This window comes from Propioniciclava sp. MC1683, assembly GCF_014164675.1.
Taxonomy (GTDB): domain Bacteria; phylum Actinomycetota; class Actinomycetes; order Propionibacteriales; family Propionibacteriaceae; genus Propioniciclava.
Genome location: NZ_JACJFX010000001.1, coordinates 310,646 through 325,570 on the forward strand (window position 1 = coordinate 310,646; position 14,925 = coordinate 325,570).

Below are 14,925 nucleotides of genomic sequence, written 5' to 3' on the forward strand. Positions count from 1 at the left end.
GCGACATCGTCGAGATGTGGAACGAGGTCTCCGAGGAGATGGCCCAGGCCCACCAGCTCTGAGGACACCCCGGGGTTCCTGAACCCCCCGCTCCCCGGCCCAGGGGATGCGAAACGACAATCCAAGCCTGACACCACAAAGCGGTGGTGTCGGGCTTGACCCATGTTCGGGCCCGTTTCAGCGCAGTCCCGGCGGGACCGGCCCCTCCTCGTCCAGCTAGTCTGGCCCCCGACATGGCACACCTGCTCGGGGCCGAAGGGCTCCACCTCGAATTCCCCACCAAGGTCGTCTTCGACTCCGTCACGCTCGGGGTCAACGAGGGCGACCGCATCGGCATCGTCGGGCGCAACGGCGACGGCAAGTCGTCGCTGTTGGCCATGCTGGCCGGACGCCTCGAGCCGATGGCCGGCAAGGTCACGACCCGGCGCGACCTGCGCATCGGCGTGCTCGACCAGGCCGACACGCTGGACGAGTCGCTGACGGTGGCGGAGGCCGTCGTCGGGGACGCCCCCGAGCACGAGTGGGCCGGCGACCCGAAGGTGCGCGACGTCATCGCCGGGCTGCTCGCCGACGTGCCGTGGAACGGCGTCGTCGGTGACCTCTCGGGCGGCCAGCGCCGCCGCGTGTCGCTGGCTGCGCTGCTGGCGGGGGAGTGGGACGTCCTCGCCCTGGACGAGCCCACCAACCACCTCGACGTCGAGGGGATCACGTGGCTCGCCGGCCACCTCAAGCAGCGCTGGGCGGCCAACGCCGGCGGGCTGATGGTCGTCACCCACGACCGGTGGTTCCTCGACGAGGTGTGCACCGCGACCTGGGAGGTGCACGACCGCATCGTCGAGCCCTTCGAGGGCGGGTACGCCGCCTACATCCTCCAGCGCGTCGAGCGCGACCGGCAGGCCGCGGCCATCGAGCAGCGCCGCCAGAACCTCGCCCGCAAGGAGCTCGCGTGGCTCCGCCGCGGCGCGCCCGCGCGTACGTCCAAGCCGAAGTTCCGTATCGACGCCGCCAACGCGCTCATCGCCGACGTGCCGCCGCTGCGCGACACCGTCGGCCTGCAGTCGCTGGCCGTCGCCCGCCTCGGCAAGGACGTCATCGACCTGCACGACGCCGGCGTCTCCTACGGCGACAACGAGGTGCTGCGCGGCATCGAGTGGCGCCTCGCTCCCGGCGAGCGCACCGGCATCCTCGGCGTCAACGGCGCCGGCAAGTCGACGCTGCTGAAGCTCATCGACGGCTCGCTTAAGCCGTCTTCGGGCCGGGTGAAGCGCGGCAAGACCGTGCAGGTGGCCACCCTCAGCCAGCAGTTGGGCGGGCTGGAGGAGCACCTCGACGAGCCCGTGCGGGTGATGATCGGACGCCTGCGCACCAGCTACACCTTCGGGTCGGGTTCCAAGGCGCAGGAGATGACGCCCAGCCAGCTGCTCGAGCGCCTCGGGTTCACCAACGCCCAGCTGAGCACCCCGATCAAGGACCTCTCCGGTGGCCAGCAGCGTCGCCTGCAGCTGCTGCTGATCCTGCTCGCCCAGCCGAACGTGCTGATCCTCGACGAGCCCACCAACGACCTCGACACCGACATGCTCGCCGCCGTCGAGGACCTCCTCGACTCGTGGCCGGGCACCCTGATCGTGGTGTCCCACGACCGGTACTTCCTCGAGCGCGTCACCGACCAGCAGTACGCCGTGATGGGTGGGCACCTGCGCCACCTCCCCGGCGGCGTCGACGAGTACCTCCGCCTGCGGCGCGCCCAGGCTGCGCCTGCGGCGTCCGGGTCGGGGCGGGCTGCCGCCCCCGCGCGGGGAGTTGCGCCTGCGGCGTCCGGGAATGGGCTGAGTGGCGCCGAACTGCGCGCCGCCCAGAAGGAGGTCGCCGCCGTCGAGCGGCGTATCGCCAAGCTCACCGCCCAGGTGGACGCCGCCAAGGTCGCCCTCGCCGAACACGACCACACCGACTACGCAGGGCTCGCCACGAAGATGGCCGCCATCGGCGCGATGGAGTCCGAGGTCGAGGAGCTCGAGCTCCAGTGGCTGGAACTCTCGGAAGCCCTCGAAGGCTGAGCTCGCTGTACTGACCCTGACACAACAGTGGATCGGGGCCGGTAGTCCGACCCCGATCCACTGTTGGGTTCGAGTCAAGGGGCCGCATGCACCAGACCGCGGCCCGAACCAGGCTCAGCGCCCGCGCATCGCCCGGTTGATGCCCTTGGGCGTCGGCATTGGGCCCTTGGGCATCGGCGCCTTGGGGCGCACGGCGTCCAGGGCGCGCAGGCGCTGGCGCACCTCGGTCACCTGGTGGGGCTGCAGCGCCTTGGGCAGGGCCTTGATGTGCTTCTCGAGGTCGCCCAGCTTGACCTGGCCGTCGCCCTTGCCGAGCAGGACCTGGGTCACGGGCGTCCCGTACGAGACCTGCTCGTGCTTGCGGGCCTCGCCCTGGATCAGCGGACGCACGCGGCCCACGGTGCCCTCGCCGATGAGCACGATGCCGCTGGGGCCGACGACGCGGTGCACCAGGTCGAGCTGGCGGGTCGCGGCGATGCCCATGTCGTAGGTGTACTTCTTGTTGTTCAGCAGCTGCAGGGCGACCTCGGCCGAACCGGGCTGGCCCTCGTAGCGCTTCACCATCGCGTACTTCACCCGCCGGGTGAGCATGATCATGGCGCCGAGCACGCCCGAGACCAGCGCCAGGGGCAGCCAAGCCCACCAGGCCATGTTCGACACGATGCCCAGCACGGCGATCAGGGCGACGAGGCCCAGGCCGACGCCGAGCATCCACCACGTCACCGACGGGTCGACCTCGGCGGTGCGCTTGTACGCCTCGACGAACTGGCGCCAACGACCCCAGTCCCGCGGGTCGTCGCTGTTCTTGCGCCGCAGCTTCTCCGCCTTGATGGCGGCCTTCTGCTTGGCGGCGAGTTCCTTCGCCTTTTCGCTGGCCATTCTCACTCCACGCTGGTCGTCACGGGTGCCTTGCGCCGGGCATCGATCGCCTGGCGGTAGAGCCGGCCCGCACGGTAGGACGAGCGGACGAGCGGCCCCGAGAGCACTCCTGCATATCCTAGGGCCTTCGCCTCGGTCTCAAGCTCACCGAACTCCTCGGGCGTCACCCAGCGGTCGATCGGGTGGTGCTTGGCTGACGGGCGCAGGTACTGCGTGATCGTGACCAGCTCGGTGCCCGCCGAGCGCAGGTCGACCAGGGCCTGAGTGATCTCCTCGCGCGTCTCGCCCATGCCCAGGATCAGGTTCGACTTGGTCACCAGCCCCGCCTCGCGGGCCTGGGCCAGCACCGACAGCGAGCGGTCGTAGTCGAACGCCGGACGGATGCGCCTGAAGATCCGTGGCACGGTCTCGACGTTGTGCGCGAACACCTCGGGGGCCGCCTCGAACACCGTCTCCAGCGCAGAGCGCGAGCCCTTGAAGTCGTCGACCAGCAGCTCGACGCCGCAACCGGGGTTGAGCTCCTTGATCTGGCGGCAGGTCTCGGCGTACAGCCACGACGCGCCGTCGGGCAGGTCGTCGCGGGCCACGCCGGTCACGGTCGCGTAGCGCAGGCCCATCTCGCGCACCGACTCGGCGACGCGGCGCGGCTCGTCCTTGTCGTAGCCCGACGGACGCCCCGTCGCGATCTGGCAGAAGTCGCAGCGGCGCGTGCACTGGTCGCCGCCGATGAGGAAGGTGGCCTCGCGGTCCTCCCAGCACTCGAAGATGTTGGGGCACCCGGCCTCCTGGCACACCGTGTGCAGGCCGCCGCCCTTCACCCGTGACTGCATGTCCCGGTACTCCGGGCCCATCACCGCCTTGGTCTTGATCCAGGCCGGCTTGCGTTCGATCGGGGTCTCTGCGTTGCGCGCCTCGATGCGCAGCAGTCGACGTGGCTGGGTGTCGGTCACCCGACCATCCTAGGCTCGGGTACGGGTCATGCCGTCGGGCGGCTCCCGAGGGCGGACAGCACCGGCTTCAGCACCATCCACCACTGCTCCTTCGGACGCCGCACGTCCCAGTCCACGAGGTCGTCCAGGTCGCGCACCGACCGGACGCCCTCCGGTGTGGTGAACCCGTGCACGGCCTCGCCGGACGCCAGCGCCTCGGTCATCCAGTCGGTCACCTGCGCGGCCAGCCGGACGCCGTTGATGCGGTCGAAGGGGGTCGGGATGCCGCCCTGCTGGACGTGGCCGAGCACCACGCCGCGGACGCTGAACGCGCCCCGACCCTCGGCCTCGAACATCCGGGTCAGCAGGTCGGTGGTGTAGAACGCGGACGCCTCCTCGTTGCGGATCGCCAGCCACCGGTCCTGCCCGGACGCGAAGGCCTCGATCATCGCGTCCACGTCCTCCTTGAGGTCGGCGATGGTGAGCCCGTCCTCCTGCAGGTAGACGCGCTCGGCGCCGGCGGCGACACCGGTGGTCAGGGCGAGGAAGCCGCACCGGCGTCCCATCACCTCGACCACGAACGCCCGCTGCGTGGCCGACGCGGACCGCTTGATCCGGTCCACCGACTCGACCGCCACGTTGAGGGCGGTGTCGGCACCGATGGCCATCTGCAGGCTGGGAAGGTTGTTGTCGATGGACGCCGGCACGACCACCATCGGGATCCCCAGGGCGGGGAACCGCTTGCGCTCGGCGTGGAACAGGGTGAGCGCCCGGTAGGCCTGGAACCCGCCGATGACGACGATGCCGTCCAGGGCCTGGGTCTCGATCGAGCGCGCAAGGGCGTAGAGGTCCTCCTCGCCGGGGATCCACCGTTGGGTGCCCAGGTTGGCCCCGCCCGCCGACGACCAGCCCTCGACGTCGGCCCACCCGAGCTCGTGCAGGTCGCCCGCGATCAGGCCCGGGAAGCCGCCCTCGACCCCCACCATCGTGTGCCCGCGGTCGACGCCCAGCCGGACCAGGGCCTTCGCGGCGGGGTTCATGCCCGGCGCGAGCCCGCCCGCGTGCATGACGGCGATGCGCTTGCCGGTGGCGTGCTCGGGACCGCGGGTGCGGGCCTCCGACAGCCGGCGGAAGGTCTTGTGCATCTGGACGAAGGAGCTGCCGCGGGCGGCCATGGCCTCCTCGTAGCGCCCCTCCTCGACGAACGTGGCCACGGCGCGGGTGGCGGCCACGGCGTCCGCCAGCGGCATGGGGTGCGGGCGGTTGGCCCGGACGCCGATGACCTGCGGCTCGCGATCGCCCCGCAGCACCTCGTCGACGGCCGCGTGCCCGACCAGGGACGCCATCCACCGGTCGTAGGCCGAGGGGATGCCACCGCGCTGGACGTGGCCCAGGATCGTGACGCGGGGGTCCTCGCCCATCTCGTCGGCCAGCGCGCTGCGCACGTCGTCGGCCGTGATGGGACGCCCCTGCCGGTCGGCGGCGCCCTCGGCCACCACGACGATCGAGCTGCGCCGCCCTGCGTCGCGGGATCGCTTCAGCACCGACGCCAGGTGCGACTGCCAGCCCGCCTCGGGCGGGAACTCGGGCACCAGCGCGTAGTCGGCACCGCCCGCGATCGCGCTCATCAGGGCGAGGTAGCCGCAGTGGCGGCCCATCACCTCGACGACGAAGATGCGCTGGTGGGACGCCGCGGTGCTGGCGATGGCGTCGATCGCCTCGGTGATGCGGTGGAGGGCGGAGTCGGTGCCGATCGTCATGTCGGTGCCGACCATGTCGTTGTCGATCGTCCCGACGAGGCCGGCGATGACCAGGTGCCCGTGGCGCTCGGCCTGCTCGGGGGTGATCTCGCCGGCGTCCCGCAGGGCGGCCACGTGGTCGGGCCACTCGGCGCGCAGCATGTCGGTGCCGGTGAGGGAGCCGTCGCCGCCGATCACGATGATGCGGTCGATGCCGTGGCCGATGAGGTTCGCCGCGGCCCGGCGCCGGCCCTCCTCGGTGCGGAACTCGGCGCACCGGGCGGTGCCGATCACGGTGCCGCCGTCGGCGGTGATGCCGGACACGTCGTCCCACGACAGCGGGCGGATCTGGTCGCCCCCGTCGACGGCGCCCTTCCAACCCTCGAGGATCCCGTAGACCTCGGCGCCGGCGCCGATGCCGGCGCGGACCACGGCCCGCACGGCCGCGTTCATGCCGGGGGCGTCCCCGCCCGAGGTCAGGACACCGATGCGCACTGCCATGGACCCAACCCTAGGCCCCCGCGGCCTCCACGGGGAGTCGCGCGGCGCGACCGGCCGCACCTGTCTCGAGGGCGAAGGCGAGCTCACGGGCCAGCAGGGGCTCCAGGTCCCGGGCGACGTCGACCAGCGCGGCGGCCGAGCCGACCTCGTCGGCGATGCTGGTCACGCCGGCGTCGTCGATGCCGCACGGCACGATGTTGCCGAACGGGCCGACCGAGTCGGCGGACACGTTGAGGGCGAACCCGTGCATGGTCGTCATCCGTGACACCCGGATGCCGATGGCGCAGATCTTGCGCTCGGGGCGTCCGTCGTCGGCGGGCAGCCAGACGCCGGTGCGCCCGTCGACCCGCCCACCACGGATGCCGAGCGGGGCCAGCACGTCGATCACCGCCTGCTCGAGGCGGCGCACGTACTCGAGGGGTCCGATCTGGCGCGACAGCGTCACGATCGGGTAGCCGACCAGCTGGCCGGGGCCGTGGTAGGTGATCTTGCCGCCGCGGTCGACGTCGATCACCGGGGTGCCGTCGAAGGGGCGCTCGGTGTCGAGGGTGCGGCGTCCGGCGGTGTAGACGGGCGGGTGCTGCACGTAGAGCACCTGCGGGCCGACCTCTCCGGCGACCACCCGGGCGTGGACGGCGCGCTGGTAGTCCCAGGTCGCGCGGTAGTCGCTGGGGGCCAGGTCGGTGCCGTCGAAGCCCAGGTACTCGAACGTGAACCCGTCACGGGTGGAGGGATGCTGCACGCCGGGCACTGTACGCGCATCCCGGGACGCCGACGGGCCGCCCCCATGCTGGGAGCGGGCCCGTCGGTGTGCTGCGGTGTGCATCAGGCGCCGAACTCGGCCCCGAAGTCGCCCTCCTCCAGGCGCGCCTTCACGAAGGAGAGGAAGCGCGCGGCGTCGGCACCGTCGACCAGGCGGTGGTCGTAGGACAGCGACAGGTACATCATGTCGCGGATCGCGATGACCTCACCCAGCTCGGGGTCGTTCACGACGACCGGGCGCTTCACGAGCGCGCCGGTGCCGAGGATGGCGACCTCGGGCTGGTTCACGATCGGGGTGTCGAACAGCGTGCCCGCCGACCCGTAGTTCGTGATGGTGAAGGTGCCGCCGGACAGCTCGTCGGGGCCCACCTTGTTGGTGCGGGTCCGCGCCGCGATGTCGGCGATCTTCTTGGCCAGGCCGGTGACGTTGAGGTCACCCGCGTCCTTGACGACCGGGACCAGCAGGCCACGCTCGGTGTCCACGGCGATGCCGACGTGCTCGGAGTCGCGGTAGTGGATCTCGCCGGCCTCGGTGTCGATCTGCGCGTTGAGCTTCGGGAAGTTCTTCAGGCCCTCGACCGCCGCCTTCGTGATGAACGGCAGGTACGACAGCGAGGCACCCTCGCGGGCCTTGAAGGCGTCCTTGGCCTTCGCGCGGATCTTGCTGATGTTGGTCAGGTCGACCTCGACCGTCGCCGTGAGCTGCGCCGAGACCTGCAGGGACTCGACCATGCGCGAGGCGATGATCTTGCGCAGGCGCGACATCTTCTCGGTCGTGCCGCGCTTGGCCTCGGCGGCCGGGTCACCCTGCGGGGCGGACGCCGCGGGTGCGGCCGGGGCGGCCGGTGCAGCGGCGGCGGGAGCAGCAGCCGGAGCGGCGGCGGGGGCCTCCTGCTTCGGGGCCTTGGCGGCCTCGGCGGCGGCCAGGACGTCCTGCTTGCGGATGCGGCCACCGACGCCGGAGCCCTGCACCGAGTTCAGGTCGATGCCGTGCTGGGCGGCGAGCTTGCGGACCAGCGGGGTCACGTAGCTGGTGTCGGGCGCCTCGGCGGCCCGGCGCGGCGCGGCCTCCTCCTTGGGAGCCTCCTGCTTCGGGGCCTCCTGCTTGGGCTCCTGGGGAGCCTCCTGCTTCGGCTCCTCCTTCGGGGCCTCCTGCTGCTTGGGCTCCTCCTGGGCGGGGGCCGCGGGGGCCTCGGCGGGGGCGGAGCCGGCGGCGGTGGGGTCGCCGATGATGGCCAGGACGGCGCCGACCTCGGCGGTCTCGTCCTCCTGGACGCGGATCTCGAGGAGGGTGCCGGCGGCGGGGGAGGGGATCTCGGTGTCGACCTTGTCGGTGGAGACCTCGACCAGGGCCTCGTCGGCCTCGACGGTGTCGCCGACGGCCTTGAGCCAGCGGGAGATGGTGCCCTCGGTGACGGACTCACCCAGCGCGGGCAGGGTCACCTCGGTGCCCTGCGCGGCACCACCGGAGGGGGCCGCGGCGGCCTGCTGCTCGGCCGCGCTCGGGTCGACCGGGGCGGCCTGCTCCTCGGCGGGGGTGTCGGCCACCTCCTGGACCTCCTCGGCCGGGGCGGCCGCGGGGGCGTCGCCGCCGCCGGAGGCCTCGCCGGGCTCGCCGATCACGGCCAGGACGGCGCCGACCTCGGCGGTGTCGTCCTCCTGGAAGAGGATCTCGAGCACCGTGCCGGCCGCCGGCGACGGGATCTCGGTGTCGACCTTGTCGGTCGACACCTCCACCAGCGCCTCGTCGACCTCGACGGTGTCGCCGACCTGCTTCAGCCAGCGGGAGATGGTGCCTTCCGTGACGCTTTCACCCAGTGCGGGAAGGGGGACATTGGTCGGCATGCTCACAGGCTCCTTCTTCGATGACTGGCCGTTTCCTGACCCAGACTAGCCCCCTGCCGGGGGACTGCACACACCGGATCCGCCGGTTGGCGGACGGTGGATTTCACCCGGCGAGCTGCCGGGCGAGGGAGATGAGGGTGCGGACCCCGGACCCCGTGCCACCGGTGGGCACGTAGTCGTAGGGGCCGCCGCCGTTCCACGCGGGGCCGGCGATGTCGAGGTGCGCCCAACGGTTCCCCTCGGGCACGAACGACTGCAGGAACGCCGCCGCCGTGAGGGCACCGCCGTAGCGGGACTTGCCCGAGCTGGCCAGGTCGGCCACCTCCGACTTGAGGTTGTCGCGGATCTCCTCCGGGATCGGCAACTGCCAGAACGCCTCGCCGGAGGCCTCGGCGGCGTCCAGCAGGTCGTCGGCGGTCTCGTCGTCGGACGCCATCAGCCCGGCCACGCGCTCGCCCAGGGCGACCACGCAGGCGCCCGTGAGGGTGGCGACGTCGACGACCAGGTCGGGGTTGTCCTCCCCGGCACGGACCAGCGCGTCAGCCATGACGAGGCGACCCTCGGCGTCCGAGTTCGCGTTCTCGACCGTCTTGCCGCCGTACATGGTCAGCACGTCGGAGGGGCGGTAGGCCGTACCCGAGGGCATGTTCTCGGCCATGGCCGCGTAGGCGGTGACGCGCACCTTGAGCTTGAGGTCGGCGATCGCGCGCACGGCGGCGATCACCGCGGCGGCGCCGGCCATGTCGCACTTCATGGTGATCATGCCGTCGGCGGGCTTGAGGTTGAGGCCCCCGGTGTCGAAGGTGATGCCCTTGCCGACGAGGGCAAGGTGGGTCTTCGCGCCGCGGGGGTTGTACTCGATGCGGACCAGGCGCGGCGGGCGGGACGAGCCGCCGCCGACGCCGAGGATGCCGCCGTAGCCGCCGCGGGCCAGCGCCTTCTCGTCGAGCACCTCGACGTCGAGGCGCGCGTCGCGCGCCAGCGCACGGGCGGCGTCGGCGAAGGTCTCGGGGTAGAGGGCGTTCGGCGGGGTGTTCACCCAGTCGCGGGCGCGGCACACGGCGGTGGCGACGACGGTCGCCTCGTCGACGTGGGCCTTGGCGTCCTTGGCGGGGGAGACGACCACGAGCGAGCCGAGGGGCCGCTTGGCCTCCTGGCGGGTCTCCTTGGCGTAGCCGTACGCGCCGAGCAGCGCGCCCTCGGCGACGCCGCGCAGCACCTCGGGCTCGATGGCCTCGAAGCTGAGCGCGACGGCCAGCGTGCGGTCGCCGGCCACCTTGGCTGCGGCGCGCACCGCGTTGCCCGCGGCCCGGCGGACCTGCTCGGGGGTGACGTCGACCCCGCCGATGCCCGTGACGACCAGGCCGGGCTGGCCGGGGAGGACCACGGTGGTGCCGGGCTTGGCCGCGGCGCCCATCGACTGCGCCGACTCCAGCAGAGACGTCCCGTGGCGCTTGGCCCACGCCTTGTCGAGCTCGTCGGGAACCCCGACGAGGACGGGGCCGTCCGAGGCGTCCGCCAGGCCGACGACGAGGAGGTCGGCCTCCTTCGGCAGGGACGCGGCAGCGGTGATCGAGGGGAGCGCGGCGTTGGGCACGGGGTCCTTCTCCTTCAGCGGGTACGTCGAGTGGGGTCCGGTCACTCACCCTACCCACCTGCGGTAGGTTCTCGATCATGGCTGATCTGAAGACGTCACCCCTGCACGAGCGCCACGTCGCGCTCGGGGCCAAGTTCGCCGAGTTCGGCGGCTGGTCGATGCCGCTGCAGTACTCCTCGATCGTCGCCGAGCACAAGGCCGTGCGCGACGCCGTGGGCATCTTCGACGTGAGCCACCTGGGCAACGCGCGGGTCACCGGCCCCGGCGCCCGTGACTTCGTCAACGCCTGCTTCACCAACGACCTGGGCAAGATCGGCCCGGGGCAGGCCCAGTACACGCTGTGCTGCGCCGAGGACGGCGGCGTGGTCGACGACCTCATCCAGTACCTGGTCTCCGACGACGAGGTCATCCTGATCCCGAACGCGGCGAACACCACCGAGGTCGTCCGCCGCCTCGAAGAGGCCGCCCCCGAGGGCATCACCGTCACCAATGAGCACGACGACTACGCGATCATCGCCGTCCAGGGCCCGCACTCCGACGAGCTGCTCGAGAAGCTCGGCGTCGTGGCCGACTTCGACTACATGCAGTTCCGCGAGGCCACCTTCGACGGCGTCCCGCTGACCGTGTGCCGCACCGGCTACACCGGCGAGCGCGGCTACGAGCTGGTCTGCCGCACCGAGGACGCCCTGACCGTCTGGGACGCCGTGGTCGCCGCCGGCGAGGAGTTCGGCATGCTGCCGTGCGGCCTCGGCGCCCGCGACACCCTGCGCACCGAGATGGGCTACCCGCTGCACGGCCACGAGCTGTCGCTCGAGATCAACCCGGTCGAGGCCGGCGCCGGCTGGGCCGTCGGGTGGTCCAAGCCCACCTTCTGGGGTGCGGACGCCCTCCGCGCGGCCAAGGAGACCGGCCCGGCCCGCCGCTCGCGCGCCATCAAATCGTCCGGACGCGCGATCCCGCGCCCCGGCATGGAGTGCGTGGACGCCGACGGCAACGTCGTCGGGACGGTCACGTCCGGGACCTTCTCCCCGACGCTGCAGGTCGGCATCGGCCTGGCGCTGCTGGCGCCCGAGTACACGCCTGGGACGCAGGTCGGCGTCCAGGTGCGCCGCAACGTCGAGCAGTTCGAGGTCGTGAAGCCCCCGTTCGTGCAGACGCAGGTGCGATCCGCTTGAGCCACCGCTTCTGGGCCCACGTCGCCCTCGCCGTGGTCGGCGTGGCCGTGGTCGTGTGGGCGCTCCTGACCTGGTTCAACCCGACGATCGAGTGCCGGGGCGTCCGGATGGGCCCCGGCGACGTGTGCCACAACGCCGAGGGCACGAAGGTGCAGACCTACGACGACCGGCTGGACGCGCTGCGGCTGTCCACGCCGGTCATGGTCGGCACGGGGGTGGTCGTGGCCGGCTTCGGCGCCGCGCTCGCGGTCGCCGACCGGAGGCGCACCGCCTGAATCAGGCGTGCAGGCTCATCGGGCCGTAGACGACCCGGCCCTCCTCCAGGAGGGTGACGGCGTCGACGCCGGCGTCCACGAGGTCCTCGAAGGACTCGGTCAGCCACGCCTCGGCGTCGGCCTGCGTGGCGAACTCCCGGCCGAGGCCCGCCTCGGTGGCGGCCGCGGCGTCGGGGGCGTTGTCGGCGGCCCAGGTGAACGGCATCAGTACGCCTCCCCCCGCTTGATCCGCGGCGCGGGACGGCGCCAGCGGCGGAACGTCATCTGGCGGTTGAAGCCGTACATCAGCAGGCCGCGCAGCGGCGTGCCGGGGTGGCGCTCGGCGAGCAGCCGCTTGTAGCTGCGCCACATCAGCACCACGTCGGCGACCATCACCGCGATGTAGGCCCAGGAGGCGTACAGGAACCACTGGATGTGGGGGAGCAGCGCCGGGATCAGGGTGGCCGCCATGATGCCGAGCAGGATCGGCATCGCGAACTCGGCCGGGTTGAAGCGGGCGTCGACGTGGTCGCGCATCAGCGTGCGGGCCGGGGAGGCCTCGACGGCGGCGAACTGCTTGTCGCGCACCGCGTACTGGGCCTGGCGCTCGCGGCGGCGGGCCTCCTTGGGGGAGAGCTGGGGGTTGAGTCGCGCCCGGCGGGCCGCCTCGGCCTCGCGACGGGTGGGCGTGGGCGCCGACTTCTTGCCGCCGGGGGCGTGCACGGACGCCTCGGGCTCGGGCGTCGGCTCGGGCTCGGCGGACTTCTTGAACAGGGACACGGTTCCTCTGCTTCGACTCAACGGGTGCGGATCGCCGACCAGTCTATTCCACGGCTCAGGGTTCGTTCCGGGTCACCACCCGCGGCTGCGCCCTGCCGCGTGCCGGGGAGCGCGGCTAGGCTGATGGGCGTTACCCCCGTTCCCACGGAAGGACCCACGACCACCATGGCCGGTTTGTTCGAACGCCTCAAGCTTGTCTTCAACGCCAAGGCCGACAAGGCGCTGGACAAGTTGGAGGATCCCCGCGAGACCCTCGACTACTCCTACCAGCGCCAGCTCGAGCTGCTGCAGAAGGTGCGTCGCGGCGTCGCCGACGTGGCCACCAGCCGCAAGCGGGTGGAGCTCCAGGCCAACCAGCTGGACGCCGAGATGAAGAAGCTGACGCTGTCGGCGTCCCGCGCCCTCGAGGTCAACCGCGAGGACCTGGCCCGCGAGGCGCTCACCCGCAAGTCCGGCCTCCAGGGCCAGCTCGACGACCTGATGGCCCAGCACGCGACCCTGCAGGGCGAGGAGGAGAAGCTCGTCCGGGCGTCCACCCGCCTGCAGGCCAAGGTCGACGCGTTCCGCACCCGCAAGGAGACCATCAAGGCCACCTACTCCGCCGCCGAGGCACAGACCCGCATCAACGAGGCCTTCACCGGCATCTCCGAGGAGATGGGCGACGTCGGCCTGGCGATCCAGCGGGCCGAGGACAAGACGGCCCAGATGCAGGCCCGCGCCGGTGCCATCGACGAGCTGCTCGCCTCCGGCGCGCTGGAGGACCCCAGCGGCAGCTTCAAGGACGACATCACCCGTGAGCTCGACTCGCTGGCGTCCTCCTCCCAGGTCGAGAACGAGCTGGCCGCGCTGAAGGCGTCCATGGGCCAGCTGACCACCGGTGCCGCCCCGCAGGCCACCCCGCAGCTGCCGTCGGCCCCGGCCGAGCCGGTGGACGCGGAGGTCGACGAGGTCGCACCCACCGCGGAGGCCCCCGAGGGCCACGCGCCCGAGCAGGGCAAGCCGGCCCAGGGGGTGTGACGTGATCGTCCGCATCCTCGGTGAGGGCCAGTACCGGCTCGAGGACGCCGAGCTCGACATCCTCAACGCGCTGGACGACGACGTCGAGGCCGCGGCGGTCGCCGGCGACGAGGAGTGGCTCAAGCGGGCCCTCGAGCGCCTGCTGGCCGAGGTCCGCAGCCAGGGCGTCGTCCTCGACGACGACCTCCTGATCGACTCCGACCTGATCCTGCCCGACGCCGACGCCGGCGTGGAGCAGGTGCGGGAGTGGATCGGCCGCAGCGACGAGCACTCGGGGCTGATCCCGGAGTGAGGGTCGTCGTCTGCACCGACCGCATCGGGGCCCTCGCGTCAGCCGACGCGGGGGCCGCGCTCGGTCGTGCCTTCGTCGCCGCCCGTCCGGGCACGCAGGTGGCCGTCGTGCCGATCGCGTCCGGCGGGCCCGACCTGGCGCTCGCGCTGGCCGCGCTGGGCGACGCGTCGCCCGTCGTGCGCGACCCCGGCGCCGCCCACGGCCACGTCCACCACGACCACGTCCACGGCGACGAGGAGCCGACCGGCGTCGACCCGCACTCCACCTCGGTGGGGGTGGGGCGCGCGCTGGCCGAGGCGCTGGCGTCCGGGCCGGAGCGGGTGGTGGTCGACCTGACCGGGCTGGTCACCCACGACGGCGGGGCCGGCATCCTCGCCGCGCTGGGCGCGGCGGCCGACGTGCCGCTGGACGCCGGGGCGGGTGCCTTGGGCGGCCTCACCACCCTCGACCTCGCGCCCGCCCGCGCGCGCGTGGGAGGGACGGAGCTCGTCGCGGTCGTCGACCCGTCCGAGCTGCAGGACATGCTGCTCGGCCTGCGCGGGCTCACCTCCCGCCGCGGTCGCGCCGCCGGGACGGACCCGGCCCTCATGCTGGCCACCGACGCCGCCCTCGGCACCCTCGCGGGCGCGCTCGGCCAACCGGACGCCCCGGGCCTGGGCGCCGCCGGTGGTGCCGTCCTCGCCCTGACGGCGCTCGGCGCCACCGTGATGTCCGGTCCGTCGCTCTGCTCGGCGGTCGCCGGGCTGGAGCGCACGGCGTCCCTCGCCGACGTGCTGGTCACCGGGGCCGACCACGTGGACTTCGCCTCGCGTGGCGGGGACGTCGTGCCCGAGGTCGCGGCGCTGGGGGAGCGGACCATGCGCCCCGTGGTGGTGGTCGCCCGCGAGGTCGACATCTCGGGGCGCGAACTGCGCACCTTCGGCGTGGAGGTGGCCTACCCCGTGGGTGGCCCCGAGGACCTCGATGGGCCCGAGCTCACGCGGCGCGTGGCCGGGGTCGCCGCGAGCTGGACCTGGTGAGCTTGCCACGTGACCTAGACTGGTCGGGTCCGCCGCCGGAATACGGGGCGCCCCGCCGGGCGTTGAACCGGCACACAAGACT

Annotated in this window: 14 protein-coding genes; 6 read left to right on the top strand and 8 right to left on the bottom strand. The window is 72.5% G+C overall.

The features are described from left to right. The first annotated feature begins 233 nt into the window (after positions 1-233). Positions 234-2,054 (top strand): ABC-F family ATP-binding cassette domain-containing protein, encoded by a 1,821-nt coding sequence (locus H5397_RS01520; protein WP_182814529.1) that lies wholly within the window; start codon positions 234-236, stop codon positions 2,052-2,054. 114 nt (positions 2,055-2,168) lie between these two features. On the opposite strand, the gene H5397_RS01525 is transcribed toward H5397_RS01520, so the two are convergent. From H5397_RS01525 to H5397_RS01550, 6 genes are all read right to left on the bottom strand, one after another. After that, positions 2,169-2,933: a DUF4191 domain-containing protein gene (locus H5397_RS01525; RefSeq protein ID WP_182814530.1), complete on the bottom strand. Its 765-nt coding sequence runs from the start codon at positions 2,931-2,933 to the stop codon at positions 2,169-2,171. Positions 2,934-2,935: 2 nt separating this feature from the next. After that, the gene (gene lipA / locus H5397_RS01530; RefSeq protein WP_182814531.1) at positions 2,936-3,883 is read right to left on the bottom strand and encodes a lipoyl synthase; all 948 of its coding nucleotides are present in this window, start codon (positions 3,881-3,883) and stop codon (positions 2,936-2,938) included. Positions 3,884-3,909: 26 nt separating this feature from the next. Continuing rightward, positions 3,910-6,102, bottom strand: a complete 2,193-nt coding sequence (locus H5397_RS01535) for a 6-phosphofructokinase (protein ID WP_182814532.1) — start codon at positions 6,100-6,102, stop codon at positions 3,910-3,912. Between the two features lie 10 nt (positions 6,103-6,112). Then, positions 6,113-6,844, bottom strand: a complete 732-nt coding sequence (gene lipB / locus H5397_RS01540) for a lipoyl(octanoyl) transferase LipB (RefSeq protein WP_243760878.1) — start codon at positions 6,842-6,844, stop codon at positions 6,113-6,115. An 83-nt stretch (positions 6,845-6,927) separates the two neighbouring features. Beyond that, positions 6,928-8,709 carry a 2-oxoglutarate dehydrogenase, E2 component, dihydrolipoamide succinyltransferase gene (sucB, locus tag H5397_RS01545; protein WP_182814534.1) on the bottom strand — a complete coding sequence of 594 codons (1,782 nt, stop codon included), beginning with the start codon at positions 8,707-8,709 and terminating at the stop codon, positions 6,928-6,930. A gap of 103 nt (positions 8,710-8,812) precedes the next feature. Continuing rightward, positions 8,813-10,351, bottom strand: a complete 1,539-nt coding sequence (locus H5397_RS01550) for a leucyl aminopeptidase (protein WP_243760879.1) — start codon at positions 10,349-10,351, stop codon at positions 8,813-8,815. A gap of 32 nt (positions 10,352-10,383) precedes the next feature. Here H5397_RS01550 and gcvT point away from each other — a divergent pair, with 32 nt between their 5' ends. Together gcvT and H5397_RS01560 are read left to right on the top strand one after the other, a co-directional pair. Next, positions 10,384-11,481, top strand: coding sequence for a glycine cleavage system aminomethyltransferase GcvT (gene gcvT / locus H5397_RS01555; RefSeq protein ID WP_182814535.1), 1,098 nt, complete (start codon positions 10,384-10,386; stop codon positions 11,479-11,481). After that, positions 11,478-11,756 (top strand): hypothetical protein, encoded by a 279-nt coding sequence (locus tag H5397_RS01560; protein ID WP_182814536.1) that lies wholly within the window; start codon positions 11,478-11,480, stop codon positions 11,754-11,756. Before gcvT ends, H5397_RS01560 begins: the two co-directional genes overlap by 4 nt. A 1-nt stretch (position 11,757) precedes the next feature. Here H5397_RS01560 and H5397_RS01565 read toward each other — a convergent pair whose 3' ends face one another. Together H5397_RS01565 and H5397_RS01570 are read right to left on the bottom strand one after the other, a co-directional pair. Further along, positions 11,758-11,961 carry a hypothetical protein gene (locus tag H5397_RS01565; RefSeq protein ID WP_182814537.1) on the bottom strand — a complete coding sequence of 68 codons (204 nt, stop codon included), beginning with the start codon at positions 11,959-11,961 and terminating at the stop codon, positions 11,758-11,760. Continuing rightward, on the bottom strand, positions 11,961-12,515 hold the full coding sequence (locus H5397_RS01570) for a DUF3043 domain-containing protein (RefSeq protein WP_182814538.1): 555 nt from the start codon (positions 12,513-12,515) through the stop codon (positions 11,961-11,963). The genes H5397_RS01565 and H5397_RS01570 overlap by 1 nt, the downstream gene beginning before the upstream one ends. 165 nt (positions 12,516-12,680) lie before the next feature. Here H5397_RS01570 and H5397_RS01575 point away from each other — a divergent pair, with 165 nt between their 5' ends. From H5397_RS01575 to H5397_RS01585, 3 genes are read left to right on the top strand one after another with little or no spacing between them, the layout of a single operon-like run. Beyond that, on the top strand, positions 12,681-13,532 hold the full coding sequence (locus tag H5397_RS01575; protein ID WP_182814539.1) for a PspA/IM30 family protein: 852 nt from the start codon (positions 12,681-12,683) through the stop codon (positions 13,530-13,532). 1 nt (position 13,533) lies between these two features. After that, positions 13,534-13,824: a hypothetical protein gene (locus H5397_RS01580; protein WP_182814540.1), complete on the top strand. Its 291-nt coding sequence runs from the start codon at positions 13,534-13,536 to the stop codon at positions 13,822-13,824. Beyond that, positions 13,821-14,843, top strand: a complete 1,023-nt coding sequence (locus H5397_RS01585; protein ID WP_182814541.1) for a glycerate kinase — start codon at positions 13,821-13,823, stop codon at positions 14,841-14,843. Before H5397_RS01580 ends, H5397_RS01585 begins: the two co-directional genes overlap by 4 nt. The last annotated feature ends 82 nt before the right edge of the window (positions 14,844-14,925 follow it).